This is a genomic window from Dysosmobacter sp. Marseille-Q4140 (assembly GCA_018228705.1).
In the GTDB taxonomy this organism is placed as follows: Bacteria; Bacillota; Clostridia; order Oscillospirales; family Oscillospiraceae; genus Oscillibacter.
This window is the reverse complement of record CP073694.1, coordinates 1,777,117-1,804,006: the sequence shown is the minus strand read 5'-3', so window position 1 is coordinate 1,804,006 and position 26,890 is coordinate 1,777,117. Positions and strand designations below refer to the sequence as shown.

General features: G+C 63.5%; 25 protein-coding genes and 1 tRNA gene. 17 read left to right on the top strand and 9 right to left on the bottom strand.

Annotation, left to right across the window (positions count from 1 at the left end):
• Positions 1-482 precede the first annotated feature (482 nt).
• From KFE19_09105 to KFE19_09090, 4 genes are all read left to right on the top strand, one after another.
• Positions 483-1,106 (top strand): hypothetical protein, encoded by a 624-nt coding sequence (locus KFE19_09105; GenBank protein ID QUO36592.1) that lies wholly within the window; start codon positions 483-485, stop codon positions 1,104-1,106.
• A 319-nt stretch (positions 1,107-1,425) separates the two neighbouring features.
• Positions 1,426-3,549 (top strand): sodium-translocating pyrophosphatase, encoded by a 2,124-nt coding sequence (locus KFE19_09100; protein ID QUO39581.1) that lies wholly within the window; start codon positions 1,426-1,428, stop codon positions 3,547-3,549.
• 273 nt (positions 3,550-3,822) lie between these two features.
• Entirely contained in the window at positions 3,823-5,124 is a 1,302-nt protein-coding gene (gene eno, locus KFE19_09095) for a phosphopyruvate hydratase (protein ID QUO36591.1), read from the top strand.
• A gap of 488 nt (positions 5,125-5,612) precedes the next feature.
• A complete protein-coding gene (locus KFE19_09090) occupies positions 5,613-7,004 on the top strand; it encodes an IS1182 family transposase (GenBank protein ID QUO36590.1) in 1,392 nt (463 codons plus the stop codon).
• Positions 7,005-7,058: 54 nt separating this feature from the next.
• On the opposite strand, the gene KFE19_09085 is transcribed toward KFE19_09090, so the two are convergent.
• The 3 genes from KFE19_09085 to KFE19_09075 all read right to left on the bottom strand — a co-directional run bounded on the left by KFE19_09085 (position 7,059) and on the right by KFE19_09075 (position 7,919).
• Positions 7,059-7,337, bottom strand: a complete 279-nt coding sequence (locus KFE19_09085; GenBank protein QUO36589.1) for a hypothetical protein — start codon at positions 7,335-7,337, stop codon at positions 7,059-7,061.
• A 160-nt stretch (positions 7,338-7,497) separates the two neighbouring features.
• Positions 7,498-7,589: transfer RNA gene (locus KFE19_09080), tRNA-Ser, on the bottom strand.
• 150 nt (positions 7,590-7,739) lie between these two features.
• Positions 7,740-7,919, bottom strand: coding sequence for a hypothetical protein (locus tag KFE19_09075; GenBank protein QUO36588.1), 180 nt, complete (start codon positions 7,917-7,919; stop codon positions 7,740-7,742).
• Between the two features lie 148 nt (positions 7,920-8,067).
• Here KFE19_09075 and KFE19_09070 point away from each other — a divergent pair, with 148 nt between their 5' ends.
• Positions 8,068-9,156: a GNAT family N-acetyltransferase gene (locus tag KFE19_09070; protein QUO36587.1), complete on the top strand. Its 1,089-nt coding sequence runs from the start codon at positions 8,068-8,070 to the stop codon at positions 9,154-9,156.
• A gap of 44 nt (positions 9,157-9,200) precedes the next feature.
• Entirely contained in the window at positions 9,201-10,169 is a 969-nt protein-coding gene (locus KFE19_09065; protein QUO36586.1) for a calcium/sodium antiporter, read from the top strand.
• 54 nt (positions 10,170-10,223) lie between these two features.
• Here the strand turns inward: KFE19_09065 and KFE19_09060 are convergent, their stop codons facing one another.
• Positions 10,224-10,829, bottom strand: a complete 606-nt coding sequence (locus KFE19_09060; protein QUO39580.1) for a CoA pyrophosphatase — start codon at positions 10,827-10,829, stop codon at positions 10,224-10,226.
• A gap of 5 nt (positions 10,830-10,834) precedes the next feature.
• A complete protein-coding gene (locus tag KFE19_09055) occupies positions 10,835-11,728 on the bottom strand; it encodes a diacylglycerol kinase family lipid kinase (protein ID QUO39579.1) in 894 nt (297 codons plus the stop codon).
• Between the two features lie 161 nt (positions 11,729-11,889).
• Here KFE19_09055 and KFE19_09050 point away from each other — a divergent pair, with 161 nt between their 5' ends.
• The 8 genes from KFE19_09050 (at position 11,890) to KFE19_09015 (ending at position 20,123) form a co-directional block, all read left to right on the top strand.
• Entirely contained in the window at positions 11,890-13,131 is a 1,242-nt protein-coding gene (locus KFE19_09050) for an AI-2E family transporter (GenBank protein QUO36585.1), read from the top strand.
• A gap of 184 nt (positions 13,132-13,315) precedes the next feature.
• Positions 13,316-14,842: an ABC transporter substrate-binding protein gene (locus KFE19_09045; protein QUO36584.1), complete on the top strand. Its 1,527-nt coding sequence runs from the start codon at positions 13,316-13,318 to the stop codon at positions 14,840-14,842.
• Between the two features lie 51 nt (positions 14,843-14,893).
• A complete protein-coding gene (locus KFE19_09040) occupies positions 14,894-15,844 on the top strand; it encodes an ABC transporter permease (GenBank protein QUO36583.1) in 951 nt (316 codons plus the stop codon).
• A complete protein-coding gene (locus KFE19_09035) occupies positions 15,841-16,647 on the top strand; it encodes an ABC transporter permease (protein QUO36582.1) in 807 nt (268 codons plus the stop codon). Before KFE19_09040 ends, KFE19_09035 begins: the two co-directional genes overlap by 4 nt.
• 1 nt (position 16,648) lies before the next feature.
• On the top strand, positions 16,649-17,440 hold the full coding sequence (locus KFE19_09030; protein QUO36581.1) for an ABC transporter ATP-binding protein: 792 nt from the start codon (positions 16,649-16,651) through the stop codon (positions 17,438-17,440).
• Positions 17,437-18,180 carry an ABC transporter ATP-binding protein gene (locus KFE19_09025; protein QUO36580.1) on the top strand — a complete coding sequence of 248 codons (744 nt, stop codon included), beginning with the start codon at positions 17,437-17,439 and terminating at the stop codon, positions 18,178-18,180. The genes KFE19_09030 and KFE19_09025 overlap by 4 nt, the downstream gene beginning before the upstream one ends.
• Positions 18,181-18,184: 4 nt before the next feature.
• Entirely contained in the window at positions 18,185-19,288 is a 1,104-nt protein-coding gene (locus KFE19_09020; protein QUO36579.1) for a DUF3810 domain-containing protein, read from the top strand.
• Positions 19,289-19,301: 13 nt separating this feature from the next.
• Complete coding sequence (locus tag KFE19_09015) at positions 19,302-20,123, top strand: glycosyltransferase family 8 protein (protein ID QUO36578.1); 822 nt, start codon at positions 19,302-19,304, stop codon at positions 20,121-20,123.
• A gap of 51 nt (positions 20,124-20,174) precedes the next feature.
• Here the strand turns inward: KFE19_09015 and htpG are convergent, their stop codons facing one another.
• Entirely contained in the window at positions 20,175-22,058 is a 1,884-nt protein-coding gene (htpG, locus tag KFE19_09010) for a molecular chaperone HtpG (GenBank protein ID QUO36577.1), read from the bottom strand.
• A 185-nt stretch (positions 22,059-22,243) separates the two neighbouring features.
• Between htpG and KFE19_09005 the strand changes: the two genes are divergently transcribed.
• From KFE19_09005 to KFE19_08995, 3 genes are read left to right on the top strand one after another with little or no spacing between them, the layout of a single operon-like run.
• Positions 22,244-22,672: a hypothetical protein gene (locus tag KFE19_09005; protein QUO36576.1), complete on the top strand. Its 429-nt coding sequence runs from the start codon at positions 22,244-22,246 to the stop codon at positions 22,670-22,672.
• Between the two features lie 21 nt (positions 22,673-22,693).
• Entirely contained in the window at positions 22,694-23,461 is a 768-nt protein-coding gene (locus tag KFE19_09000; GenBank protein QUO36575.1) for a threonine/serine exporter family protein, read from the top strand.
• 13 nt (positions 23,462-23,474) lie between these two features.
• Positions 23,475-23,984, top strand: coding sequence for a threonine/serine exporter family protein (locus KFE19_08995; protein QUO36574.1), 510 nt, complete (start codon positions 23,475-23,477; stop codon positions 23,982-23,984).
• A 52-nt stretch (positions 23,985-24,036) separates the two neighbouring features.
• On the opposite strand, the gene KFE19_08990 is transcribed toward KFE19_08995, so the two are convergent.
• The 3 genes from KFE19_08990 to KFE19_08980 all read right to left on the bottom strand — a co-directional run bounded on the left by KFE19_08990 (position 24,037) and on the right by KFE19_08980 (position 26,889).
• Positions 24,037-25,122, bottom strand: a complete 1,086-nt coding sequence (locus tag KFE19_08990; GenBank protein ID QUO36573.1) for a branched-chain amino acid aminotransferase — start codon at positions 25,120-25,122, stop codon at positions 24,037-24,039.
• Positions 25,123-25,592: 470 nt separating this feature from the next.
• Positions 25,593-26,129 (bottom strand): 2-oxoacid:acceptor oxidoreductase family protein, encoded by a 537-nt coding sequence (locus KFE19_08985; protein QUO36572.1) that lies wholly within the window; start codon positions 26,127-26,129, stop codon positions 25,593-25,595.
• 1 nt (position 26,130) lies between these two features.
• Positions 26,131-26,889 carry a 2-oxoglutarate oxidoreductase gene (locus KFE19_08980; GenBank protein QUO36571.1) on the bottom strand — a complete coding sequence of 253 codons (759 nt, stop codon included), beginning with the start codon at positions 26,887-26,889 and terminating at the stop codon, positions 26,131-26,133.
• Between the last annotated feature and the right edge of the window lies 1 nt (position 26,890).

Sequence of the window (26,890 nt, the reverse complement as noted above, 5' to 3'; positions counted from 1 at the left end):
TGTTTTATATAAACTGCCGATAAAACCCTTGACAACCGCAGATGCCCGTGCTATACTGTGTTTACATAAAACGAAAGAAGGGAGGGACGCCGATGCTGAATATGGAGTGGATCGCGCCCGGAGACGTGGACGATCTGATTTTCATGGATTCCCAGTGGAATTCCAGTGAGCGGTAAAAGACCGGAAGACGAGGCCACGCCGTAGGGCGTGGGTTTTTTCTTTTTTCCGGCCGTTTGTATCCGGCTGCTTTCCGGTCTTACAGACCGTTTGACGATAAGGATATCCGCGACCCCGCCGCCCGGTGACACCGGGCGGCTTTTTTCTTGCCCGGCCCGGAAAAGCCGGGGGAAAATTTGCCGGAAAAATGGAAAAAAACGTGGAATTTTACGGGAAAATATGATACGCTCAATTTAGATAAAACGTATGATTTCCCGTTGGAGCGGGAGGCGGGGGGAGGCCCGCCGCAAAAGGAGAGAGTGCGGATGAAAAAACGGAGTGCGCTGCTGGCGCTGCTGATGCTGCTGGTTTTGACCGGCTGCGGCGCGCCCTCCGCCGCCGATGCGGCGGAGAGGGGATCTTCAGAGCAGGAGACGCTGGGGGCGGCCCTGGTGGAGGAGGAGCCGCGTCCTCTGACGCAGATGGAGGTACTCAGCGCCTATGAACGGGCCATGACGGCATACGGCTGGTTTGAGCTGGCTCCGCTGCCCTGCGGGCCGGAACAGGAGATCGTGGACGGGCGGCTCTACCGGAAGGTGGATTATCCCGGCATTGAGGACATGGCTGATCTGCGGACTTACCTGAGAGTGGTGTTTTCCCCGGAACTGACGGAGCGGCTGCTGGAGCAGGGTGACTACCCGGTGTACCGGGATGTGGATGGCGCGCTGTACGCCTTTGACGGCACTGGCCCGGGCAGAGACAGGGACAGCGGCAAGGGGGCTGTGGAGATTTCCGTAGAGCAGGAGAGCGAGGGCGCCTATTCCGTGGAGGTGAGCGTGGAACTGCTGGACAGCGCCCGCAATGCCGTCATCGGCGTGGAGACCTATTCCTTCCCCTATGAGTTTGTGGAGGGCAGCTGGGTGTTCACCGACTTCCAGATGGTGTATTGAATACGCAAAAATTAACGCAAATTTTATAAAAAACATGTGCAAAATTTGCGGACCGCGGCAGCAGGCCGGAAACCACTGTTTCTGACCTGCTGTTTTTGTAGAGAAAATGCTATTTTTTGCGCTATAAAATCGCAAAAAACACGAAAATTTGCATGGACTTGGGAAGAAAATTGCTAGTTTTCTCTGAATTTTTTTGGTTAAAACGTAAAAATTACAACGTTTGCGTAAAAAAATACGTGAAGGTTACTTGAAAAAACCTTTGCATGTGCTAGAATGATTAAGCACTGTACAACACAAAAAGGAGTGGAGAAAAATGCAAATCCAAAGCCTGTTCTGGATCGGGTTCGTGGGCGCCGTCATCGCCCTCGCATTCGCCAAATTGCAGCAAAGCAAAGTCATGTCCTACTCTGAAGGCAACGAGAAAATGCGCAAGATCGCGGCGTCCATAAGAGAGGGCGCCAATGCATACCTCAAGCATCAATACACAACCGTTGCAAAGGTCTTTGTGGTGGTGTTCATCATTCTGCTGGTCATCGCCTTCGGCTCCGGCGGAAAGATGCTCTCCCAGTTCACTCCCTTCGCCTTCCTCACCGGCGGCATCTGGTCCATGCTGGCGGGCTTCATCGGCATGAAGATCGCCACCAACTCCAATGCCCGCACCGCGCAGGCCGCCTCCGAGAGCCTGAACAAGGGCCTGCGGGTGGCTTTCTCCTCCGGCTCCGTCATGGGCTTCACCGTGGTGGGCCTGGGCATGCTGGACATCACCCTCTGGTTCTTCATCCTGCGCTACGGCTTCGGCGTGGAGGATCCCATCCAGCTGGGCAACATCATGGTCATGAACGGCATGGGCGCCTCCTTCATGGCGCTGTTCGCCCGTGTGGGCGGCGGCATCTACACCAAGGCCGCCGACGTGGGCGCCGACCTTGTGGGCAAGGTCGAGGCCGGCATCCCCGAGGACGATCCCCGCAACCCCGCCACCATCGCCGACAACGTGGGCGACAACGTGGGCGACGTGGCCGGCATGGGCGCCGACCTGTACGAGTCCTATGTGGGCTCCATTCTGGCCACCTTCGCGCTGGGCGCTGTGGGCGGCTACGGCTGGGGCGGCCTGCTGCTGCCGGTGGCCCTGGCTGTGACCGGCATCATCTGCTCCATCATCGGCTCCTTCCTGGTCAAGACCAAGGAGAACGCCTCCCAGGAGTCCCTGCTTAAGAGCCTGCGCACCGGTACGTACACCGCCGCCATCCTGGCAGCCATCCTGGCGGCGCCTCTGACCTATTTCATCCTGGACGGCCATATGGGCGTGTATGTGGCCATCCTCTGCGGCCTGATCGGCGGCTGCGCCATCGGCTACTTCACCGAGTACTACACCTCCGACACCTACAAGCCCACCCAGGAGCTGGCGGCCGCCTCTGAGACCGGCTCCGCCACTATCATCATTGGCGGTATCTCCCTGGGCCTCAAGTCCACCATGACCTCCATCCTGATCGTGGCTGTGGCCGTGCTGCTGAGCTACTTCTGCGCCGGCGGCTCCACCGTCATCGTGGACGGTTCCGGCGCCTTCACCGAGGCCTTCAACAAGGGCCTGTACGGCATCGGCATCGCCGGCGTGGGCATGCTGTCCACCCTGGGCATCACCCTGGCCACCGACGCCTACGGCCCCGTGGCCGACAACGCCGGCGGCATCGCCGAGATGAGCGGCCTGCCGGAAGAGGTCCGCGAGCGCACCGACGCTCTGGACTCCCTGGGCAACACCACCGCCGCCACCGGCAAGGGCTTCGCCATCGGCTCCGCCTCCCTGACTGCTCTGGCCCTGCTGGTCTCCTACGTCAACATCGTCCAGGAGAACACCACCGAGACGCTGAACTTCACCCTGACCAGCCCCACCGTTCTGGTCGGTATGTTCATCGGCGCCATGCTGACCTTCGTCTTCTCCGCCTTCACCATGAGCGCGGTGCAGAAGGCGGCCCAGTCCATCGTGGTGGAGGTCCGCCGTCAGTTCAAGGAGATCGCCGGCATTATGGAGTACAAGGCCGATCCCGACTACGCCTCCTGCGTGGCCCTGTGCACCAAGGGCGCCCTGCATGAGATGGTCGCCCCCGCTCTGCTGGCCATCATCGTGCCTCTGGCCACCGGTTTGATCCTTGGCCCCACCGGCGTGGTGGGTCTGCTGGGCGGCGTGTCCGTCACCGGCTTCGCCATGGCTGTGTTCATGTCCAACGCCGGCGGCGCCTGGGACAACGCCAAGAAATACATCGAGGGCGGCCACCACGGCGGCAAGGGCTCCGAGCAGCACAAGGCCGCTGTCGTGGGCGACACCGTGGGCGATCCCTTCAAGGATACCTCCGGCCCGTCCCTGAACATCCTCATCAAGCTGTGCTCTACCGTGTCCATCGTGTTCTCCGGATTGATCCTGGCCTTCAACCTGATGAACGTGCTGTAAGCAGACTGCACTCCCTTCGCCGCCCCGGCGCCTGCCGGGGCGGCGTTTTTTATCTGTTCCGGGGAAAAGCTGCGGTTTTTGGCAATTTCCACAGGAAACCGTCCCAAAATTTGAGAGGAAAAGCAGGGATGGGTCCGGAGCCTCTCGCTTGACAAGGTAATCGTTTACCGATATAATAGGCAGGTAAAATCCACGGGCTTTCCTGCCGAGAAGGGGGCCTGCGGGCCGCTTTCCCGATTTTTTGTCAATCAATCACAAAAGGAGCAGTGTGTCATGAAACAAATTCTTGAGATCGTCGACGTCCTGGGCCGGGAGATCCTGGACAGCCGCGGCAACCCCACCGTTGAGGTCGAGGTGTACCTGGAGGACGGCACCATGGGCCGCGCCGCCGTGCCCTCCGGCGCCTCCACCGGCATCTATGAGGCCTGCGAGCTGCGGGACGGCGACAAGGGCCGCTACAACGGCAAGGGCGTGGAGAACGCCGTGAAGAACGTCAACACCGAGATCGCCGAGTGCCTGATCGGCATGAACGTGCTGGACCAGGTGGCCATCGACAAGGCCATGATCGAGCTGGACGGCACCCCCAACAAGTCCCGCTTGGGCGCCAACGCCATCCTGGGCGCCTCCCTGGCCTGCGCCAAGGCCGCTGCCGAGAGCCTGGGCACCAGCCTGTACAACTATATTGGCGGCGTCAACGCCAAGCAGCTGCCCGTTCCCATGATGAACATCCTCAACGGCGGCGCCCACGCCACCAACAACGTGGAGATCCAGGAGTTCATGATCATGCCCGTCTCCGCCCCCTCCTTCCGGGAGGCCCTGCGCCGCTGCGCCGAGGTGTTCCACGCCCTCAAGACCGTCCTGAAGGAGAACGGCACCCCCGCCGCCGGCGTGGGCGACGAGGGCGGCTACGCCCCCAACCTGAAGAAGGACGAGGACGCCCTGAAGGTCATCGTGGCCGCCGTGGAGAAGGCTGGCTACAAGCCCGGCGAGGACTTCATGATCGCCATTGACGCCGCTTCTTCCGAGTGGTGGGATGAGGAGCAGAAGCTCTATATCCAGCCCAAGTCCGGCCGCAAGCTGACCCAGCAGCAGCTGGTGAACATGTGGAAGAAGTTCGCCGACAACTATCCCATCATCTCCCTGGAGGACGGCATGGCCGAGACCGACTGGGAGGGCTGGGCCATGCTGACCAAGGCCATCGGCAGCCGCGTCCAGCTGGTGGGCGACGACCTGTTCGTCACCAACGTGGAGCGCCTGGCCACCGGCATTGAGAAGGGCGTTGCCAACTCCATCCTGATCAAGGTCAACCAGATCGGCACCCTGACCGAGACCCTGGACGCCATCCAGATGGCCAACCGTGCCGGCTACACCGCCATCGTCTCTCACCGCTCCGGCGAGACCGAGGACGCCACCATCGCCGACATCGCCGTGGCCCTGAACGCCGGTCAGATCAAGACCGGCGCTCCCAGCCGCACCGACCGCGTGGCCAAGTACAACCAGCTGCTGCGCATCGAGGAGGAGCTGGGCGACGCCGCTCAGTATCCCGGCAAGAAGGCCTTCTTCAACCTGAAGTAAGACATTTCCAGGAAGCAGACAGGACCGCCCTCGGGCGGTCCTGCTTTTCCCTGTCGCCCAGCTCCGGGGCCCCCATCCGGGCCCAGCGGAGCGGGCCGGATGGGGAAAGGAGGGGCAAGGGAGCGGAGCGAGGGATGCCCGAACACGGGCGTCCCGAGGGGGAGCGGACTTTGCGCCGACGCGGCGACGCCGCTCAGTATCCCGGCAAGAAGGCCTTCTTCAACCTGAAGTAAGACGTTTTCAGGAAGCAGACAGGACCGCCCGAGGGCGGTCCTGTTTTTCCATCACCCGGCGGATTGGATTGCCCGAAGAACCGCCAGGAATTAGGGGGCTGCAATATGAAAGACCATAACAAAAGACCCGGTGAAGATGCGCGGGACGAACAGATAAAGACGAAAGCGAGAAGCTATGCGCTGGAGTGGGTAACTGCTGTTGCCCAAATACTCGATCTGTTGACAAAGTAGCCCACCGGCGAAAACCATGGTAAAATGGAATCGGAGGTGGGGTGGATGCAACTGAAGCTGCACATGGTGACCATCGAGGACCTGGTGCCCCAGGAACACTTCCTTCGAAAATTGGAGGCGGCACTGGACCTTTCCTTCCTATATCGTGAGACGGAAAAGCTGTACAGCCGCCGGTACGGCCGGCCACCCATCGACCCGGTGATGCTGGTAAAGTACCTGCTGGTGGGATACCTGTACGGCATCCCGTCGGAGCGGCAGATCGAGCAGCGCATCCAGACCGATGTGGCCCTGCGGTGGTATCTGGGACTGGATCTGCTGGATCGGGTTCCGGATCACAGCACCATCTCGCAGCTTCGCAGACGGAAACCATCCTTCCGGAAGGTGTTCCGGCGGCTGTTTGAGGAAGTGGTGGAGCAGTGCGTGAGCAAAGGTCTGGCAAGCGGGCGGCTGGTGGCGACGGACTCCACCCACGTGAAGGCAAACGCGTCCCCGGCCTCGGAGCACCTGGTGGAGGCGGTGCAGAAGCCGGGGGCGTATTGGGAGCGGCTGGACGCGTATGAGGAAGAAGCGCTGGAGGAACTGGACCGGAGGACCCAGGCGGGAAAGACGGGCAGGAAACGGAGACAGAAGGGACGGAGCAGGCAGGTCAAAAGCCCTCTTCGGTACGACCGGAAATGGGCCAGCCGCACGGATCCGGAGTCGGGGCACTTGAACCGTCCCGGAAAGCCAAAGGGGCCCCATTATCTGTCTCATCAGACGGTGGACTGCGATCACGGCATCATCCTGGATGTGGCGGTGACCTCCGGGGAAGTGAACGACGCGGTGCCATATCTGAGGCAGATCGAGCATATCCATCGGGAGATCCTCCCCGTCCGGGCGGCCGTGGCGGATGCGGCCTACGATCTTCCGCTGTTCCACCGGGTGCTGCGGGACCACGGCATCCGCTTTTATGTCCGGCCCATGCCCCGCTCCGCGGCGGCCCTGGGCGGAGCTCCCGGGTCTCCCTTTCTCTACGATGAGGAGAACGATCTCTATACCTGTCCCGGCGGAAAGGCGCTGCGGCTGCGGAACCTCAACCGCAGCGTGGGCGGACTGCACTGGGTGTATTTCGCGGACAGGAGCGACTGCGCCGCCTGTCCCTTGAAAGAGCAATGCGTGGGAAAGGGACGGGCCAAACGCCTGGAACGCAGCTACTTCTGGAGAGAGATCCGGGAGGATCTGAGGGAGTTGGACAGCCCGACGTACCAGAGGGCCTTGCGCAAGCGGCAGATCTGGAGCGAGGGGACTTTTGCAGCACAGAAGTGGGGGCACAGGTTGGGGCGGCTCCTGCGGCGAGGACGAGAGGCAGCGGAAGACCACTGCCTCTTGTCAGCGACCGCATTGAACCTGAAGCGGATGATCAAATGGACCGTGTGACGCCGTGAGGCGTCTTTTTTGCTATCACTGCCTGCTTCCGTTGCTCTGGGGGATCTACTTTGTCAACAGGTCGAAATACTGACCATCATCTGCATCGCAAAGGGAAATCCCGCGTGGAAGGGAACCTTGTCGATTTTGTTTTTTGGAATTGCATTCACGTTCTTTTACCGATTTGAGCAGGGGGGAGAGCGGCCGTTCAAGCAAGCGGGCGCCGTGGCCTTTGCCGTAGGGATCGGCCTGCTTGTCTGGTTCGGGATAACCGGATAAAAGCGCAGCCGAGCGGCGGTGTTTTGAAAAAGCGAACAGCTGCATGGTCGTTTTTTGAACGACCATGCAGCTGTTTCCTTCGTTTATAAAAATGCGGGTAAACAGAGTTGAACCAGTCCGCACCCAGGAGAAGCGGTTTGATTTTGCAGAGCAAAGAAGCGGCAAAATGAGCGGGCCGAGATTTATAAAATAAATCGGAGCAAGCGAAACAACGCTTGCTCCGATGTGGCGGAGAAGGAGGGATTCGAACCCTCGAGACCCTTTAGGGGCCTACATGATTTCCAATCATGCGCCCTCGACCAACTAGGCGACTTCTCCATGTGGTCCAGAACCAAGAAACGGTTTGATTGTAACTGCTGTAAAACGACAGCGATATTATTATAGCAGAGGTTTTTATAAAGTCAAGCCCCAGGTGAAAAAAGTTCAAGAAAAAAGGGCGGAGGGTCTGCGCCCTCCGCCCTGCGCGCTTCAGCGCATTTCGGAAACGATGTTGTCCACAGCGTGATCCACGGCGAGACCCAGCTTCTGGATGCTTTTTCCAACCTGCGTTTTCATGGGATCCCGGCTGCTGGCCGCCACCATTCCCAAAGCGGCGCCGGCCATCATCCCGGCGCCCATGCCGACCCAAAATCCGGCACACATCTTCATGCTTCACTCAACTCCTTTTCGCCACACCGCTAGTATGGCGCGTCCTGAGGAAAAAAACCGCCCCGCCGTTTGCCAAATTCCGCCGTCTGCCGTATAATACAACAAAACAATGAAACAAGGGGCAGCTTCATGCCCCGATGGAGGGACCATGACCAGCATCTATCTCATCCGCCACGCCGAGGCGGAGGGCAATCTCTACCGGATCGCCCAGGGCCAGTACAACAGCATCCTCACCGACCGGGGCTGGCGGCAGGTGGCCGCCCTGGCCCGGCGCTTTGCGGACATTTCTGTCGACGCTGTCTATTCCAGCGACCTCTACCGTACCTGCGCCACCGCCAGCGCCATCTACAAGCCCAAGGGCCTGCCCCTGCACCGGGATCCGGCGCTGCGGGAGATCTGCGTGGGCGTCTGGGAGCAAAAGACCTGGGGAGAGATCGCCCGGGAGAGCCCGGAGCAGCTGGAGTACTTCACCCACCAGCTGCACCTGTGGCACGTGGAGGGGGCTGAGACCCCGGTTCAGGTTCGGGACCGGGTCCTGGCGGCGGTGCGGGCCATCGCCGCGGAAAACGACGGGAAGACTGTGGCGGTATTCTGCCACGGCTGCGCCATCCGCATCCTGCTGGCGACCCTCCAGGGCATCCCCCTGGAGGAGCTGGGCACCACGCCCCACGGGGACAACACCGCCGTGTCCCTGCTGCAGGGGGACGGGGAACACCTGGCGGTGCTCTGGCGGGACGACAACAGCCACCTGCGCACGCCGGAGTTCCTGGCCGGCGAGGGCGGCGGCGCCCATGCCAACGCCCTGGAGCCGGGGCTGTACTTCGAGCCCCTGCGTCTGCCGGAGGAGCAGGCGCTGCTGGACCGGGCCCTGGCGGAGGCCGGGGCCGCGCCGGGCGGCCCGGCGCAGCCGGTCCTGGTGGGCCGCCGCCTGTCGGACGGCCGGGGTGTGGGCCTGGTGCGCTTTGACCCGGCGCGGGAGGAGACGGACGGCCGGGGCTGGGTGGATCTGCTCTGGATCGACGCGGACAGCCGCCGCCGGGGCTACGGCACCCAGCTGCTGGGTCAGGCCGTGGCCTATTACCGGCACCGGAGCCGGTCGGCCCTGCGGACCGCCGGTCCGGCAGAGCTGCCCTTCTTCCGGCGGCGGGGCTTTGTCCCGGCAGGAGAGCCGGATATTTTGGAGAAGAATATCGGCTACGACCCGGAATTCCTGAGTGAGACGGCGCATACCCTCTAACAGACAAGGCGTCCGGGCCCCATACCGGCGCCGGAGAGGGGAGCGTGCCGGTGTTGACAGGTGTGTGGGTGTCCGTAGCGCTGTTTCTGGCGGGACTGGTGCTGATCGTCAAGGGCGGGGACTGGTTCCTGGACGGGGCCGTGTGGATGGCGGAGGCCTCCGGCGTGCCCCGTTTTCTCATTGGCGCCACGGTGGTCTCCCTGGCCACCACCCTGCCGGAGCTGACCGTGTCCCTGACCGGGGTGCTCCGGGGGGCCCGGGACCTGGCGGTGGGCAACGCCGTGGGGTCCGTGGCGGCCAACCTGGGACTGATTTTGGGCATCGGCGTTCTGTGGGCCCCCGGCACCGCTGCCCGGCGGCAGCTGGCGCCCAGGGCGCTGCTGATGACCGCTGCGGCGGTGTGCCTGGCGGCGCTGTGCCGGGGCGGAGAGCTGGCTTTTCCCGGCTGGCTGGTTCTGGCGGCCATCCTGGCGGCCTATCTGGCCGGCAGCATCCGGGAGGCCCGGCGGGGCATGGAGCAGCGGCGGCAGACCATGCCCCAGGGACGCACCGTCTCCCGCCGCCGGATGGTTCGGGAGCTGGGGCTGTTCGCCCTGGGCGCCGGCGCCGTGGCTTTGGGCTCCCGGCTGCTGGTGACCCACGGCAGCCGCCTGGCCCTGCTGCTGGGGGTGCCCGCCGGGGTGGTGGGCTCCACGGTGGTGGCCGTGGGCACGTCGCTTCCGGAGCTGGTCACCACGCTGACGGCGGTGGCCCGGCGGGAGACGGCTCTGTCCGTTGGGAACATCGTGGGCGCCAACATCATCGACCTGGCGCTGATCCTGCCGGCCTGCGCCGCCGTCTCCGGCGGGAGCCTTCTGATCGGCCCCCAGACCACGGGGCTGGACCTGCCGGCCTGCCTGGCGCTGTGCGCGGCGGCGGTTGCGCCGCCGCTGCTGACCGGCCGCTTTCACCGCTGGCAGGGGGCTGCACTGTTGGGGCTGTATGCCGGGTATCTGCGGCTGCTGCTGCGATAACACAAACGCAAACGGGAGCCCGCGCCAGAAAGGCGCGGGCTCCCGTCTGTTTTTTCAAATCTGTTCGGTCCGGATCAAATCCCGGACCAGCCGGGCGGTCATGCCCCAGACGGCATGGCCCTGCCAGTACCACACCGGCACCTCCACCCGGCCGTGGGCCCAGGGGTAGTCGGCGGGGATGCCCACGGGGCCGTATGGGAAATCCGACGGCACCTGGGGGGCCAGGTCGTAGGTGTAGACCTCCGGCGGGGTCTGGCGGAAGAAATCCAGGGGGGCGGTAAAGGCCTCCGCCACCTCCGCCGGGGAGGGGGACATGGCGGCAAATCCGGCGGGGGACACCAGTCCCAGCACCGGCTGGAGCAGGAATCCCCGCTGGTTGCAGATGAAGTCCGGGGTACCCAGCACCGTCACCTGCTCCGGCGGGATGGCCAGCTCCTCCGCCGTCTCCCGCAGGGCGCACTGCTCCACGGTCTCGCCGGCCTCCATCCGCCCGCCGGGGAAGCACACCTCCCCCTGCTGGCGCAGTCCGGCGGCCCGGACCTCGAACAGCAGGTGCAGCGCTCCGTCCCGCTCCACCAGGGGACAGAGGACCGCGTAGCTGTGCCGGGCGCCCAGCAGGCCCGGCCGGTGGCCGCCGTATCGGCGGCGCAGATAATCCAGCTCTTTCACAGCAGCATCCGCAGGGCGCCCCGGCAGTTGACAATGTCCACGGCGGGGACGCTGGGGGCATATTCCCCGTCCAGGGACCAGGGCAGGTCCTCCTTCGTCTCCAGGTGGAGCTGGGAGACGTGGCGGAAGATCAGGCCCTGGCCGTCGTAGTTCTGATTCAGCAGATCCATCACCAGATTCTGCAGGTCCATGGCGTTTTTGGGGTTGGGGATCAGAAGCAGTTCGAATTTGCCGTCATCCAGCACCACCCGGCCCGGGTCCAGCTTCATGAGCCCGCCGATGGAGGTGGAGTTGCACACGGCGCCGAACAGATACTCACCGTCCAGGGTTTCCCCATCGGCAGTGATCTTCACCCGATAGGGACGCAGAGAGTTGAGGTCCTTCATGCCCTCCAGGATATAGGCAAAGTGGCCCAGGGCGTTCTTGGCGGCCTGGGGGGCGGAGTAGGAGGTCTTGGTAAAGGCGCCGAAGGAGGCCACGTAGGCAAAGCATCGCTGGTTCCACCGGCCGATGTCCAGCACCTGGACCCGCTGCTGCACAATGGCGGCCGCCGCCTGCTCCGGATCGCCGGGGATGCGGAGGCTGGCGGCGAAGTCGTTGGTGCTGCCCTGGGGCAGATAGCCCAGCAGAGGCGGATGCTCCAGCCGGGACAGGCCGGAGATCACCTCGTTGAGGGTGCCGTCTCCGCCGGAGGCCACCACCAGGTCGTAGTCCCCGCCCTCCCGGGCGGCGGTCTCGGCGGCGTCCCCTGCGGCAGTGGTCCGGTGGATGCGGACCAGGTATCCGTTTTCGGACAAAAGCGCCAGCGCATCGAACAGGGGGCCGCGGGGCTTGCTGCGGCCCGCCTTGGGATTGAAGATCAGCAGCAGTTTTTTGGAGTGTGTGTCCATCAAAAATGCGCCTCCCGCGCGAAAAAAGCAAAAGTGATTCGTTAAAATCGTGTAAGAGACAGTATATCACGGTAAAATGAGGATTGCAATTCCCATGGGGGGTGTGTAGAATGAAAATAGTGTCGAACGCACTCCGCCAAAGCGGAGGAGAAGGAGGAGCCATGAGCCGGAAGAGCAGTTATGTGCGGATGGGACTGACGGTGTTTCTCACCGTCTGCGCCATTTTGCTGTTTTATGACACGCTGTTCGGCAGCCGGGCCGCCGTCATCTTCGGACGGCAGTTCATCAAGGCCCTCCAGCCGGTGTTTCTGGGTGCGCTGATCGCTTACCTGCTGGCGCCGGTGGTGAATTTTTTTGAGCGGAAGCTGTTCCAGAGCCATCTGAGCCGCATCCGCCGGCAGGGGAAGCTGTCGTCCCGCCGGGTGCGGGCGGTGAGCCTGCTGATGACGTGGATCATCGTGTGCGCTGCCGGGTATCTGCTGGCCTCGTTCCTGCTGCCGGAGCTGTACAAGAGCGTGGTGCAGCTGATCTCCAGCGCGGAGTCGTACTATCTCACGGTCCGGGGCTGGGTGGAGCGGCTGCTGGAGTCCAACCCTCAGGTGGAGTCCTGGGTTACGGAGCAGCTGAACATTTATTATAAGGATATCCAGACCTGGCTGACCCGGGAGGTGCTGCCCCAGGCCACCACGTTGATGACGGCCCTCTCCGGCGGCATTGTCAGCGCGCTGAACTTCCTGCTGGACCTGCTGGTGGGCATCATGGTGTCGGTCTATCTGCTGGCCACCAAGGAGCGCTGCGCCGCCAGCGCCCGGAAGATCGTGTGCGGCCTGTTTTCCGGGGCCAACGCCGGATGGGTGCTCCGGGCCGTGAAGAAGGTGGACGAGATCTTCTCCGGCTTTGTCCGGGGGAAGCTGCTGGACTCCCTCATCATCGGCATTTTGTGCTTCATCTGCTGCAGCATCTTCGGCTTTCCCTACACGCCCCTGGTGTCGGTCATCGTGGGCGTCACCAATGTGATCCCCTTCTTCGGCCCCTTCCTGGGCGCCATCCCCAGCATCTTCCTGATTTTGCTGGTTTCGCCGCTCCAGGCGGTGTACTTCGCCCTGTTCGTGCTGGCCCTCCAGCAGCTGGACGGCAACGTCATCGGCCCGCTGATCCTGGGGGACAAGACCGGCATCTCCAGCCTGTGGGTCATCATCGCCATTTTGGTGGGCGGCAGCTTCTTCGGCGTGGCGGGGATGTTCTTCGGCGTGCCGGTGTGCGCGTGCCTGCTGAGCCTGGTCAACTTCATCGTGGAGACGCGGCTGCGCCGCCGGGAGATGCCGGTGGAGACCGAGGCGTACAGCGGTGTCGTCGGAAAACCGGAGGAGCGGGAGGAAAAACCGGACGGAAAGCAGCCGTGATTTTCGGAAAACCCCTTGCAATCAGGGGACCTATCGTGTACAATACAGCCTTGCGGAAGAGTTGGTTACGAAAATAACAAACCTTTCCGCAGGGCTGTTCTTCCAGCCTCATCAATTCTGCCGGGCGGACAGTTTCCGCTCAACACTGACCCGAGAACGGGCAGTGATTGCAAAGGAGCATATCATGAAGAAGAGAACCTTGTCGCTTCTTCTTCTGGTCAGTCTCCTGGGCGCCGTACTCACCGGATGCGGAGGCGGCAGCACAGAGGAGACGCCGGAGGAGGGCGCGGCGGCCAACGCCATCACCGTTGGCATTGCCCAGGACCTGGACAGCAGCCTCGACCCTCACAAGACCGTGAAGGCGGGGACCCGGGAAGTCATGTTCAATGTGTTCGAGGGCCTGATGAAGCCCACGCCGGAGGGAGGCCTGATCCCGGCTGTGGCGGAGAACTATACCATTTCCGACGACGAGACCGTCTATACTTTCACCATCCGGGAGGGCGTCAAGTTCCACAACGGCGACACCGTGGACGCTGACGACGTCGTGTATTCCCTGGAGCGGTGCATCGACCCCCAGGAGGCCGACATCGTGCCGGTGGACGGGTTTGCCATCATCGATTCTGTGACGGCTGCGGATGAAAAGACCGTGGTCATCACCCTGACCGAGCCCAGCAACGAGTTCGTGTCCTACCTGACCACCGCCGTCATCCCGGCGGACTACGATCAGCAGGACACCGCCCCCGTGGGCACCGGCCCCTTCCGGTTCGTCTCCCGCACCGCGCAGGACTCCGTGGTCCTGGAGAAGTTCGACGGGTACTGGGGCACCCCCGCCTATCTGGACACGGTGACCTTCAAGATCATCGAAAACGCCGACAGCCTGCTCATGAGCCTCCAGAGCGGGGCCATCGACCTGTGCGCCCACCTGACCAGCACCCAGACCGCCCAGCTGGGCGATGAGTTCCAGATCCTGGAGGGTACCATGAACCTGGTCCAGGCCCTGTACCTCAACAACGCCGTGGCGCCCTTTGACAACGAGCTGGTGCGCCAGGCCCTGTGCTATGCCGTGGACCGCCAGCAGATCCTGGACCTGGCCTTCGACGGGTACGGCGCCCTGATCGGTTCCAGCATGTATCCGGCCTTTGCCAAGTATTTTGACGACAGCCTCACCGATTACTATACCTACGACCCCGACAAGGCCGTGGAGCTGCTGGCCCAGGCCGGCTATCCCAATGGCTTCGACATGACCATCACCGTGCCCTCCAACTACCAGCCCCACAGGGACACCGCCACGGTGCTGGTGGAGCAGCTCAAGGCCGTGGGCATCAACGCCACCATTGAGCCCATCGAGTGGGAGAGCTGGGTGGCCGACGTGTACACCGGACGGCAGTTCCAGTCCACCGTGGTGGGCGTGGACGCCTCCAACATGACCGCCCGGGCGCTGCTGGAGCGGTTCACCTCCGACTATGACCGGAATTTCATCAACTACAACAACGCCGACTACGACGCCCTGTTCCAGCAGGCCATCGCCTGCTACGACGACGCCGAGCAGACGGCGCTGTACAAGCAGATGGAGCGCAACCTGACCGAGCATGCCGCCAACGTCTACATTCAGGACCTGGCGGACCTGGTGGCCCTGCGGACGGGGCTGGAGGGGCTGCAGTTCTATCCCATTTACGTGCTGGACCTGTCCACGGTCCGCTACGCCCAGTAATATGAGAGGCGGCCGATTTTATGCCGCCGGCCCGAGAGGGGGACGAGGACGATGAAGTATGCTCTGCGGCGGATCGCCATGCTGCTTCTGACCATGGTCATCGTCTCCCTTTTGGCGTTCGTGGCCTTTGATCTGATTTCCGGCGACCCTGCCACCGCCATGCTGGGTACCCAGGCCACCGAGGAGAACGTGGCCGCCCTGCGGGCCCAGCTGGGGCTGGACCGGCCCCTGCTGATCCGCTACGGGGAGTGGCTGCTGGGCTTTTTCACCGGAGACCTGGGCACCTCTTACAGCTATTTTCAGCCCGTGTGGGAGCTGATCGCCTCCAAGGTGGTGCTGACGCTGACCCTGAGCCTTTTGAGCTTCGTGCTGATCGTGGCGGTGTCCGTGCCCCTGGGGGTGTGGTCGGCCCGCAGCGCCGGCGGCGTCCGGGAGGCCGGGCGCACCACCGTCAACCAGCTGTGCATGGCGGTGCCGCCCTTTTTCACCGGCATTTTGCTGACGTGGGTGTTCAGCACCGTGCTCCATGTCTTTACCCACGGCCAGTTCCCGGGTCTGGACACGGACCTGTGGGGGTCCTTGGGGTATCTGGTGTTCCCCGCCGTGTCCCTGGCCATCCCCCGCATCGCCATGACGGTGCGGATGCTGCGCAGCACCATCCAGGCCGAGATGGGCAAGGCCTATGTCCGCACCGCCATCTCCCGGGGCAACGACCGCCGGGGCGTGCTGCGCCGGCATGTGCTGAAAAACGCCCTGGTGCCGGTGGTCACCTTCCTGGCCCAGACCATGGCCGAGATCGTGGCCGGCAGCATCGTGGTGGAGCAGGTGTTTGCCCTGCCGGGCCTGGGGCGGATGCTGGTGGCGTCCATCTCCAACCGGGACTATCCGGTGGTCCAGGCCATCGTGGTGATTTTGGCCTTCTGGGTGGTGCTCTCCGGTACCGCCGCGGACCTCATCAACCAGCGGATCGATCCGCGCCTGCGGCTGGGAGGTGACCTATGAGACGGGGCAACGGCTATCTCTGGGCCGGCGCCATCCTGGCGGCGGCCATGGGGCTGGTGATCCTGGTGGGCTTTTTCTGGACGCCCTACGATCCCACTGCCATCTCCGTGGGGCCCAAGTTCGACCCGCCCTCCTGGCAGCACCTGCTGGGCACCGACAACTTCGGCCGGGACATTCTCAGCCGGATCATGAAGGGCGCCGGCACCACCTTCGCCATTGGCGCGGCTACCGTGGCCATCGGCGCCGTGTGCGGCACGGCCATCGGGGCTCTGACCGGCTACTTTGGCGGCATCGCCGACGAGATCCTCATGCGCCTGGGCGACACCCTCACCGCCTTCCCCAGCATCCTGCTGGCCCTGGTGGTGATCTCCCTGCTGGGCCCGGGCAACAAGTACAACGTCATCCTGGCGCTGGGGCTGGTGTTCATCCCCAGCTTCGCCCGGGTCACCCGCACGGCCTTCGCCGGCCTGCGGGACGTGAACTATGTGAAAAGCGCCCGGCTCATGGGCGCCGGCAGCGGCCGCATCCTGGCGGTCCACATCCTGCCCAATACCCTCTCCGTGCTGCTGCCCGCCGTCACCATCGGCTTCAACAACGCGGTGCTGGCGGAGGCCTCCATGAGCTTTCTCGGCATCGGCGTCACCCCGCCGGACGCCTCCCTGGGCTATATGCTCTCCGAGGCCCAGAGCATGATGGGCGCCGCCCCCTGGTACGCCGTGAGCACCGGCCTTGCCATCGTGGTGATGGTATTCAGCGTGGGCCTCATCGGCGAGGGACTGCGCCGGGGCGGGGAGGAGGATTGAGATGCTGACCATTGAAAACCTCCATGTGAAGTTCCACAACCGCGCCCGGGAGGCCGTGGCCGGGGTGTCCCTCTCCATCGCGGACGGGGAGATCCTGGGGCTCGTGGGCGAGTCCGGCTCCGGCAAGTCCGTCACCGCCATGAGCGTAGCGGGACTGCTGCCCCGGAAGCAGTGCGATTACAGCGGCAGCGTGTACCTGGACGGCGTGGAGCTGCTCCACGCGGACCGCGCGCTGCTGCGCAAAGTCCAGGGAAAATCCATCGGTGTGGTGTTCCAGGAGCCCCAGACCTACATGGACCCCCTGATGAAGGTGGGCCACCAGGTAGAGGAGGTCCTGCTGATCCACACGGATCTCACGCCCCAGGCCCGGCGGGACCGGGCGCTGGAGGCCCTGGCGGCGGTGGAGCTGCCGGACCCGGAGACGGTCTATGAGAGCTATCCCTTTCAGCTCTCCGGCGGCATGTGCCAGCGGGCCATGATCGCCGCGGCCATCGTGGCCCGGCCGGGACTGCTGCTGCTGGACGAGCCCACCACCGCCCTGGACGTGACCATCCAGGCCCAGATCCTGGCGCTTTTGAAAAAGCTCAACCGGGAGAGCGGCATGTCCATGCTCTTCATCTCCCACAACCTCAATGTGGTGCGCAAGCTGTGCACCCGGGTGGCGGTGATGCAGCGGGGCGTGCTGGTGGAGGAAGGGGACATCGACCAGGTCTTTTTCCACCCCCGGCACGACTACACCAAGCGGCTCATCGCCGCCATCCCCACCCGGCACCGGAAGGAGGACGCCCCATGAGCGAGGAAAAATTGGCCCTCTCCGTCCGGCACGTCACCAGCGGCTACCGGGACGGCGGCGTGTTCCAGCGGCGCAAGGGCCCCTATCAGGAGGTCCTCCACGACGTGACCTTCGACGTGCGCTACGGGGAGATCCTGGGGCTGGTGGGCGAGTCCGGCACCGGTAAGTCCACTCTGGCCCGGACCATCCTGGGCATGGTGCAGCCGGAGTCCGGTGAGGTGATCCACTACACCAAGCGGCCCCAGATGATCTTTCAGGACCCGTACAGCTCCCTGAACCCCGCCTACACGGTGGCGTGGATCCTGGAGGAGCCCCTGCGGATCTACGGCAAGTACGACCGGGCCGAGCGGCAGCGCCGGGTCCGGGATATGCTGGAGCGGGTGGAGCTGCCGGAGGAGTGCCTGGCGGCCCGGCCCTCGGAGCTCTCCGGCGGCCAGCGCCAGCGGGTGTCCATCGCCACGGCCCTGATCCAGCGGCCCAAGTTCCTCATCGCCGACGAGCCGGTCAGCGCCCTGGACGTGACCATCCAGGCCCAGATCCTGAAGCTGCTGAAGAATCTGCGGGACGAGCTGGAGCTCAGCTACCTCTTTATCTCCCACGATCTGGGTGTGGTCTATCAGCTCTGCGACCGGGTGCTGGTCATGAAGGACGGCCGGGTGGTGGAGCAGGGGACCGTGGACGAGATCTTCGACCATCCGCAGCAGGACTACACCCGGCAGCTGCTGGCCGCGGCGGAGTGAGCCTATGAGACGATTCTTTCAAGCCTATCAAAAGCGGCATCTGTGGCTGCTGGCGGACCTGGCGCTGCTGGCGGCATTCCTGCTGGCCCGGCACCAAAAAGCGTGGATGAACGCCCTGGCAGACCACGTCACCACCCCCCTCAAGACCGCCCTGGGGCGGCTGTGGGGGGCGGTGCCCTTTTCCGTCATGGAGGTGCTCTACACCCTGGCGGCGGAGGTGGCCATCGGGTACATCCTCTGGAGCGTGATCTCCGTGGTCCGGACCAGGGGGCACCGTGGCCGCCGGGCCTACGGCGCGGCCCTGGGCGCCGCCTGTACCGCCTTGACGGTGTATCTGGCCTTCTGCCTGCTGTGGGGCGTCAACTACTGGACCGACAGCTTCCAGGACCGCTCCGGCATTCACGGGGAGGCGGTATCTCTGGAGGAGCTGACGGCGGTGACGGCGTGGTTCGCCGACCGCCTGATCGAGACGGCGGACGCCGTGCCCCGGGACGGGAAGGGCCTCTTCGCTGTCTCCACGGAGGACATCCTGGCGGACTATGCCATGGTCTACGACGGGGCGGAGGCGCTGTTTCCCTTCCTGGAATTCGAGAGCCAGCCCCCCAAGGCCATGTTCTACTCGAAATTCATGAGCGCCATGAATTTCACCGGCGTCTACTGCCCCTTCACCGGGGAGACCAACCTCAACGTGGACGCCCCGGCCTGCCTGCTGCCGGCCACGGTGGCCCACGAGCTGGCCCATCAGCGCAGCATCGCCTCGGAGCAGGAGTGCAACTTCCTGGCGGTGCTGGCGTCCACCACCTGCGGCGACCCGGTCTACGCCTACTCCGGCTGGCTCATGGGCTACATCCACCTGGGCAACGCCCTGTACGCCGCGGACCGGGAGGCCTGGCGGGCCGTCCGGGACAGCCTGCCGGAGGCAGTGCTGGCGGATCTTGCTGACAACAACGCCTATTGGGCACAATACAAGGGCGCGGCGGCCGCTGCCGGGCAAAAGGTCTACGACACGGTGCTCAGGGCCTACGGCGAGGCCGACGGTATCCGGTCCTACGGCACCGTGGTGGACCTGCTGACGGTGTACTACCGGGATGCGGCCCTGGAAGCGTGACAAAGGAGGAGCTATGAACATTCTGGTGACGTTGGACCGCAACTATCTCCCGCCCCTGCGGGTGATGCTGGGATCCCTGTTCCTCAACAATCCCGGCGAGACCTTTTCGATCTATCTGGTGGGCGACGGCCTGACGGAGGGGGACTGGGCGGAGCTGGAGAGGATCTGCGCGCCCCACGGGCGGCTGTGCCCGGTGAGCGTGCCGGAGGACCTGTTTGCCGCCGCGCCGGTGGTGCGGTACTACTCCCGGGCCATGTACTACCGGCTGCTGGCGGCCCAGCTGCTGCCCGCCGGTGTGGACCGGGTGCTGTACCTGGATCCGGACATCCTGGTCATCAACGCCCTGCGGCCCCTGTACGACACGGACCTGGAGGGCAAGCTCATGGCGGCCTCCATCCACCGGGGACTGACGGACCTATCCAGCCGGGTGAACCGGCTGCGGCTGGACACCCCGGAGGCGGAGGGCTACTTCAACTCCGGCGTGCTGGTCATGGACCTGGCCGCCATGCGGCGGCGGATGGACCCGGCGGAGATCTTCGCCTACGCCCGGGACCACGCCGACACGTTGATCCTGCCGGACCAGGACATCCTCAACGGCCTGTACGGCTCGGAGCTGTATCCGGTGGAGGAGAGCCTGTGGAATTACGACGCCCGGCGCTTTGACCGCTACCAACTGGCCAGCCAGGGGGAGATGGACATGGACTGGGTCATGGACCACACGGCGGTGCTGCACTTCTGCGGCAAGCGCAAGCCCTGGCACAAGACCGCCCGGGGCCGGTTCTCCGCCCTGTACAAGCACTACCAGCGGCTGCTGGAGCGGCTGGAGATCATCTGAGAACACAAAACGAGCGGGACCGCGCTGCGGTCCCGCTCGTCGTTTGTCTGCTTATTTCATCAGCCCGCACACCAGGTCCGTGTAGCCGGCGGGGTCCTCCAGGGGAAGACCCGCGATCAGCAGCGCCTGGCTGTACAGCAGCTGGGCGTACTGCTTCGCCTTCTCCGGGTCCGCCGCCACGGCGGTCTCCAGGGCGGCGAAGGCCGGGTGCTCCACGTTCAGCTCCAGGATCCGGTCGGCGTGGATGCCGCTGTCCGGCTGGACCGCCTGGAAGTACTTCTCCATCTCGAAGGAGAGGCCCTCCCCGGCGGTGAGGCACACTGGGTGAGACTTGAGGCGGGCGGAGGCCCGGACCTCCTTGACCTTGTCGCCCAGGGTCTCCTTCACGAAATCGAAGGCGGACTTGTGGGCGTCCGCGGCCTCCTGGGCCTTCTTCTCGTCGCCCTCGGCGATCTCCTGGTCCAGCACGGAGCGGAACTCCTTGTCCTGATACGCGTGGAGGATCTGGGCACAGAACTCGTCCACCTCCTCGGTGAAATACAGGATCTCCGTGCCGCTCTCCCGCAGGCCCTCGGTCTGGGGGAGACGATCGATCTTCTCCAGGGACTCGCCGGCGGCGTAGTAGATGAACTTTTGGCCCTCCTTCATCCGGGAGACGTACTCAGCCAGAGTGACGGGCTTTTTCGACCTGGAGGAGTAGAACAGCAGCAGGTCGGAGAGCAGGTCCTTGTGGGCGCCGTACTCGCTGACCGCGCCGTACTTGAGCTGACGGCCGAAGTTCTTCCAGAATTTCTCGTAGCCCTCCCGGTCGTCCTTGAGGAGCTTTCCAAGCTCGCTCTTGATCTTCTTCTCCAGGTTGGCGGCGATGACCTTCAGCTGCCGGTCGTGCTGCAGCAGCTCCCGGGAGATGTTCAGGGACAGGTCGGGGGAGTCCACCACGCCCCGGACGAAGCGGAAGTGATCCGGCAGCAGGTCCGCACACTTGTCCATGATGAGCACGCCGTTGGAATAGAGCTGGAGGCCCTTCTCATACTCCTTGGTGTAGAAGTCAAAGGGGGCGGCGCCGGGAATGAACAGCAGCGCCTTGTAGGTGACGGCGCCCTCGGCGGAGACGGCGATGACCTTCTGGGGGTCGGTGTAGTCGTGGAACTTGTCCCGGTAGAACTTGTTGTACTCCTCCGGCTTCACGCTGGACTTGCGCCGCTGCCAGATGGGCACCATGGAGTTGAGGGTCTCCTCCTCCTGGTAGGTCTCATATTCCGGCTTGTCGTCGGGGCTGCCCTCCTTCCGGCGGGTCTTGGAGACCTCCATCCGGATGGGGAAGCGGATATAGTCGGAGTACTTGCGCACCAGCTCCTGCAGTCTCCAGGACTCCAGGAACTCGCTGTACTTCTCGTCGTCGGTGTCGGGCTTGATGTGCATGATGATGTCGGTGCCGACGCCCTCCCGGCCGCCCTCGGTGACGGTGTAGCCGTCGGCGCCGGAGGAGGTCCAGGTGTACGCGCTCTCCGCGCCGTACTTCTTCGTCACCACGGTGATCTTGTCCGCCACCATGAAGGCGGAGTAGAAGCCCACGCCGAACTGGCCGATCACGTCGGTGTCCTTGGCGTCGTCCCCCACCTCCTGCTTGAACTTGTAGGAGCCGGAGGAGGCGATGACGCCCAGGTTGTTCTCCAGGTCCTCCTTGTCCATGCCGATGCCGTTGTCACTGACGGTGAGGGTCCGGCTGTCCTTGTCCGCCCGGATCTCGATTTTGAAGTCCTTGCGGCCCATGCCCACGGCGTCATCGGTCAGCGCCTGGTAGCACAGCTTATCGCAGGCGTCGCTGGCGTTGGAGATGATCTCCCGCAGGAAGATCTCCTTGTGGGTATAGATGGAGTTGATCATCAGGTCCAGCAGACGCTTGGACTCCGCCTTGAATTGCTTTTTTGCCATGGAAAACCACTCCTTGCGTTTCATTTTTCACAACAGGCCCAGTATAGCACTTCCACTGCCGCAAATAAATGACCTTTTTGTAAATTTAACTGGGAAATGGTTGTGTATTTTGCTGATTGCGAGTAAAATAAGGGAAAAAATAAGCCGCCCGGTGCGCTGTACCGGCGGATAAAGGAGCGCGTCCCATGGGATTTTTTCAAAAGCTCAGAGCCGGACTGATCCGGTTCATGTATGGCCGCAACGGTATCGATCAGCTGGGGCTGACGGTGGTATGGACCTGCCTGATTCTGGATATCCTGACCATGGTCCTCTCCCGGCGGCTGCCGCTGCTGGGGACCATTTTGTACTGGCTGTCCATGGCGGCGTGGGTGTATGCACTGTTCCGGGTATTCTCCAAGAACCTGGGCAAGCGCCGCGCGGAGAACCAGCGGTTTGTGAACTGGCTGTGGAAGATGAAGAGCAGCCGCGGCGCCGCCAAGGCCCGCCATGCCGACAAGGATCACAAGTACTTCACCTGCAAGGGCTGCGGCGCCATCTGCCGGGTGCCTGCCGGGAAGGGCAAGATCATCATTACCTGCCCCAAGTGCGGCGCCCAGATCCAGGGCAAGAGCTGAGGGGGAAACGGAGGACACGGCGTGGAGACGGAAACGCTGTTGAATTTCAGCTGTGAAATGGGACGGCAGCTGCTGCAGAACGGGGCGGAGATCTACCGGGTTGAGGAGTCCATTCACCACCTGCTGGCGGCCTACGGCCGCACGGATACGGAGGTGTTCGCCATCCCCTCCTGCATCATTCTGAATATCCAGGAGGGGGAGCGGAACTACACCAAGTCCATCCGCATCAAGACGGTCAGCAACAATCTGCGCCGGCTCAGCAACCTCAACGCCCTGTGCCGGGACATCTGCCGGGAGCCCCCTCCGGTGGAGGAGTGCCGCCGCCGCATGGAGCAGATCCTGGAAGAGCCGGTCTATTCCGTGCAGATAGGTTTTCTGGCCTACGGCCTGGTGGCCTCGCTGTTCACCCTTTTCTGGGGCGGGGACCTCTTGGACGCGGCGGCCGCCTTTCCCTGCGGACTGGTGGTGCGGGTGGTGCTGGTGTATATGCGCCGCCTCCACGCCAATGAGTTTTTCTCCAATCTGGCCGCGGCCATGCTCTCGGCCCTGGAGCCGCTGGTGCTGTCCTGGGCCGGGGTGCCGGTCAATACGGACAAAATGATCATCGGCACCATCATGCTGCTGGTGCCGGGCATCGCCATCACCAACGTCATGCGGGACGTGCTGGCCGGGGACTTCCTCACGGCCCTGACCCGCCTGGCCGAGGTGCTGATCGTGGGCATGGCCATTACCGTGGGCGTGGCCATGGCCATTACCCTGACCCGCTTTCTGGCGGGCTGGGCGCTGTGAGGGAGGGACGGATATGGAATGGTTCCTGCCCTGCCTGTACGCCTTTCTGGGCTGCGGCGCCTTCTGCTTTATTTTTGAGCTGCGCCGGTGGTGGTATATCGTCAGCGCCGCCGCCACCGGGGCGGTGGCCTGGCTGGTGTATCTGAGTCTGCCGGGTCTCACCGACGTGAACCGCTACCTGCTGGCCACCATCGCCGCCGCGGCACTGTCGGAGATCTTTGCCCGGCTGTACAAGACCCCCGCCACGGTATTCCTCATCATCGGCATCATCCCCCTGGTGCCCGGCGGCGGCATCTACTACACCATGGAGGCACTGATCAACGGGGATCTGTCCCTGTTTGTCCGCCACGGTATGGAGACCGCCGCCAGTGCCGGCGCCATTGCCGTGGGGTGCTCCCTGGTGTCCTCGGTCAGCCGCCTTACCACCGCCGCCCGGCGCCGCCGGTGGATTCGCCAGGGCGCTTCCGCAGCAGGCAGCGGCCGCGCCGCCGGGGAAGCGAAGGACAAAAAAGGTCACGAATGATAGAATGAAGCGCCCGCCTCGAAAGAGGCGGGCGCTTTGCTATGGCGGATACTCAGGCGTTGCAGACGGGGACGATCCAGCCCTTGGTGTCGGGCAGCTTGCCCCACTGGATGCCGGTCATGGTGTCGTACAGCTTCTGGGTCAGGGGGCCGATCTCGCCGTTGTTGATGAAGGCGCTCTGGTCCTCGTAGTCCAGCTGCTTGACGGGGGAGACCACGGCGGCGGTGCCGGAGCCAAAGACCTCCTCCAGCTTGCCCTCCTTGGCGGCGGACATGATGGTGTCGATGGCCAGCTTGCCCTCGATGACCTCGTAGCCCCAGTCCTTCACCAGCTCGATGATGGAGCGGCGGGTGACGCCGGGCAGGACGGTGCCGTCGGTATCCAGAGCGGCGGCGGTGTAGATCTTGCCGTCGATCTTGAAGAAGATGTTCATGGCGCCGACCTCTTCCACATACTTGCGCTCCTGGCTGTCCAGCCACAGCACCTGGCTGTAACCCTTCTCCTCAGCCTTGTGGCCGGCCAGCAGGCTCACGGCGTAGTTGCCGCCGCACTTGGTGAAGCCGGTGCCGCCCGGGCAGGCGCGGACATAGGTGTCCTCCACGTAGATCTTGATGGGAGCCAGGCCCGCGGCGTAGTAGGCGCCGGAGGGAGAGCAGATGATGATGAACTGGTAGCTGGTGGAGGCGTGGACGCCCAGCTGGGCCATGGTGGCGATGGTGAAGGGACGGATGTACAAAGAGGCGCCCTCAGAGTGGGGGACCCAGTCCTTCTCCACTTCCACAATGGCCTTCACGGCCTGAACGAAGTCCTCCACGGGGATCTCGGGGATGCACAGGCGGTCCTGGGTGTTGTTCATGCGGCGGGCGTTGCAGTCCGGGCGGAACAGCTGGATCTTGCCCTCAGCGGTGCGATAGGCCTTCATACCCTCGAAGCACTCCTGAGCATAGTGGAACACCACGGCGGAGGGATCCAGGGCGATGGGGGCATAGGGGACGATCCGGGCATCATGCCAGCCCTGGCCCTCGTCATAGTTCATGATGAACATGTGATCGGTGAAAACTTTGCCGAACCCCAGCTTGCTCTCGTCGGTGGGCTTGGCCTTGGGCGTCGTGGTCTTGGTGATCTTGATATCCAGCATCTCGATACGCTCCTTCTCTAAATTGGATTAAATTGGATTTTGAAGTTTTCCCGTATGACAAAAAAGACCTCCGCGCAATCCCGCATACGCAGGAGAGGCGAAAGTCAAACTTCCGTGGTACCACTCTCGTTGCCGCCCGATAAGGCGGCCACTCGTGCGCCCCGATATCGGAGGGCAGCCGGTTCGGCGTACTGCTTTCAGAATAAGGTTCCGCCCACAGCTCCCGGGTGAGGCCGGCGAAGGCGTCCCCGCTGCCTCGCACCAAACCGGCAGATCTCTTGGGAGGGCGGATCTTCGCGGTATGTCCCGTTCATCGCATCTTGACGTATTCGCCAAATGGATTAATTCCTTTATACGCTGATGGGGAGGGAAAGTCAATGGGTAAAATGCACAGAATGAACCACCGCCCACGGGGGAGCGGCGGAGCCGGCCGCTTGGGACCGGCTCCGCCGGAAAGGGATTTTGGGTGTTCAGCCCACGCAGGCCATGCCCCGGCGGAAGGCCTCGATGTTCAGGGGAATGAACTTGGCCTTGGGACCGGCGAACATCTCCTGGATCATGGTCTCGATGGTCTCGGGCTTGAGGATCTTGGTGCCGGCCACATAGGCACCCAGCATCACCATGTTGCTGACCTTGGCGTTGCCGACCTCCTCGGCGATCTTGGAGCAGGGGATGTAGTAGGCGGTCAGATCAGAGCGGGAGACCTTGTCGGTGACCACATCGCTGTTGACGAAGACAGAGCCGCCGGGCACCACGCCGGCCTCGAACTTGGCGAGGGACGGCTCGTTCAGGGCGATCAGCTCCGTGGGATGGGCAAAGACCGGGGAGCCCACGGGCTTGTCGGAGAGCACCACAGAGCAGTTGGCGGTGCCGCCCCGCATCTCAGGGCCGTAGGAGGGGGCCCAGGTGACGTTCAGGCCCTCGGCCATGCCGGCCTCCGCCAGGTTCTTGCCGATGGCCAGGCCGCCCTGGCCGCCGAAACCGGAAATGATGATCTCTTTTTTCATCTTACTTCACCTCCGCAGCCTCAGGCTCCACGTCTTTGATGACACCCAGGGGATAGTAGGGGATCATGTTCTCCTTCAGCCAGTCCACGGCCTTCAGAGGCGTCATGCCCCAGTTGGTGGGGCAGGTGGAGAGCACTTCGATGAAGGTGAAGCCCTCGCCCCGCATCTGCTTTTCAAAGGCCTTCTTGATGGCGCGCTTGGCCTTGTTGATGTTGGCGATGTCGGTGACGCACACCCGCTCGGCGTAGACGCAGCCGTCCAGGGTGGAGAGCATCTCCGCCATGCGGATGGGCATGCCGGCCTGCTCCTTGGTGCGGCCGGTCTGGCAGGTGGTGGCCCGCTGGCCGATCAGGGTGGTGGGGGCCATCTGGCCGCCGGTCATGCCGTAAATGGCGTTGTTGATGAAGATGGTGGTGAACTTCTCACCGCGCATGGCGGCGTGGACGATCTCGGCGGTGCCGATGGAGGCAAGGTCGCCGTCGCCCTGATAGGTGAACACCGCCTGATGGGGATGGGTGCGCTTGATGCCGGTGGCCACAGCCGGAGCGCGGCCGTGGGCGGCCTCCTGCATATCGCAGTTGAAATACTTGTAGGCAAAGACGGAGCAGCCCACGGGGCACACGCCGATGGCGTCATCCAGCAGACCCAGCTCCACCAGGGACTCGGCTACCAGCTTATGTACGATGCCGTGGTTGCAGCCGGGGCAGTAGTGCAGCTCCACATCCGTCAGGCCCCGGGACTTCTCATATACAATCGCCATA

What these genes read in the sequence shown, in the direction of transcription:
- KFE19_09105 (QUO36592.1), top strand. Translation starts at nt 483, where the DNA reads ATGAAAAAACGGAGTGCGCTGCTGGCGCTGCTGATGCTGCTGGTTTTG.
- eno (QUO36591.1), top strand. Translation starts at nt 3,823, where the DNA reads ATGAAACAAATTCTTGAGATCGTCGACGTCCTGGGCCGGGAGATCCTG.
- KFE19_09090 (QUO36590.1), top strand. Translation starts at nt 5,613, where the DNA reads ATGGAATCGGAGGTGGGGTGGATGCAACTGAAGCTGCACATGGTGACC.
- KFE19_09085 (QUO36589.1), bottom strand. Translation starts at nt 7,337, where the DNA reads ATGGTCGTTCAAAAAACGACCATGCAGCTGTTCGCTTTTTCAAAACAC.
- KFE19_09075 (QUO36588.1), bottom strand. Translation starts at nt 7,919, where the DNA reads ATGAAGATGTGTGCCGGATTTTGGGTCGGCATGGGCGCCGGGATGATG.
- KFE19_09070 (QUO36587.1), top strand. Translation starts at nt 8,068, where the DNA reads ATGACCAGCATCTATCTCATCCGCCACGCCGAGGCGGAGGGCAATCTC.
- KFE19_09055 (QUO39579.1), bottom strand. Translation starts at nt 11,728, where the DNA reads ATGGACACACACTCCAAAAAACTGCTGCTGATCTTCAATCCCAAGGCG.
- KFE19_09050 (QUO36585.1), top strand. Translation starts at nt 11,890, where the DNA reads ATGAGCCGGAAGAGCAGTTATGTGCGGATGGGACTGACGGTGTTTCTC.
- KFE19_09045 (QUO36584.1), top strand. Translation starts at nt 13,316, where the DNA reads ATGAAGAAGAGAACCTTGTCGCTTCTTCTTCTGGTCAGTCTCCTGGGC.
- KFE19_09040 (QUO36583.1), top strand. Translation starts at nt 14,894, where the DNA reads ATGAAGTATGCTCTGCGGCGGATCGCCATGCTGCTTCTGACCATGGTC.
- KFE19_09035 (QUO36582.1), top strand. Translation starts at nt 15,841, where the DNA reads ATGAGACGGGGCAACGGCTATCTCTGGGCCGGCGCCATCCTGGCGGCG.
- KFE19_09030 (QUO36581.1), top strand. Translation starts at nt 16,649, where the DNA reads ATGCTGACCATTGAAAACCTCCATGTGAAGTTCCACAACCGCGCCCGG.
- KFE19_09025 (QUO36580.1), top strand. Translation starts at nt 17,437, where the DNA reads ATGAGCGAGGAAAAATTGGCCCTCTCCGTCCGGCACGTCACCAGCGGC.
- KFE19_09020 (QUO36579.1), top strand. Translation starts at nt 18,185, where the DNA reads ATGAGACGATTCTTTCAAGCCTATCAAAAGCGGCATCTGTGGCTGCTG.
- KFE19_09015 (QUO36578.1), top strand. Translation starts at nt 19,302, where the DNA reads ATGAACATTCTGGTGACGTTGGACCGCAACTATCTCCCGCCCCTGCGG.
- htpG (QUO36577.1), bottom strand. Translation starts at nt 22,058, where the DNA reads ATGGCAAAAAAGCAATTCAAGGCGGAGTCCAAGCGTCTGCTGGACCTG.
- KFE19_09005 (QUO36576.1), top strand. Translation starts at nt 22,244, where the DNA reads ATGGGATTTTTTCAAAAGCTCAGAGCCGGACTGATCCGGTTCATGTAT.
- KFE19_08995 (QUO36574.1), top strand. Translation starts at nt 23,475, where the DNA reads ATGGAATGGTTCCTGCCCTGCCTGTACGCCTTTCTGGGCTGCGGCGCC.
- KFE19_08990 (QUO36573.1), bottom strand. Translation starts at nt 25,122, where the DNA reads ATGCTGGATATCAAGATCACCAAGACCACGACGCCCAAGGCCAAGCCC.
- KFE19_08985 (QUO36572.1), bottom strand. Translation starts at nt 26,129, where the DNA reads ATGAAAAAAGAGATCATCATTTCCGGTTTCGGCGGCCAGGGCGGCCTG.
- KFE19_08980 (QUO36571.1), bottom strand. Translation starts at nt 26,889, where the DNA reads ATGGCGATTGTATATGAGAAGTCCCGGGGCCTGACGGATGTGGAGCTG.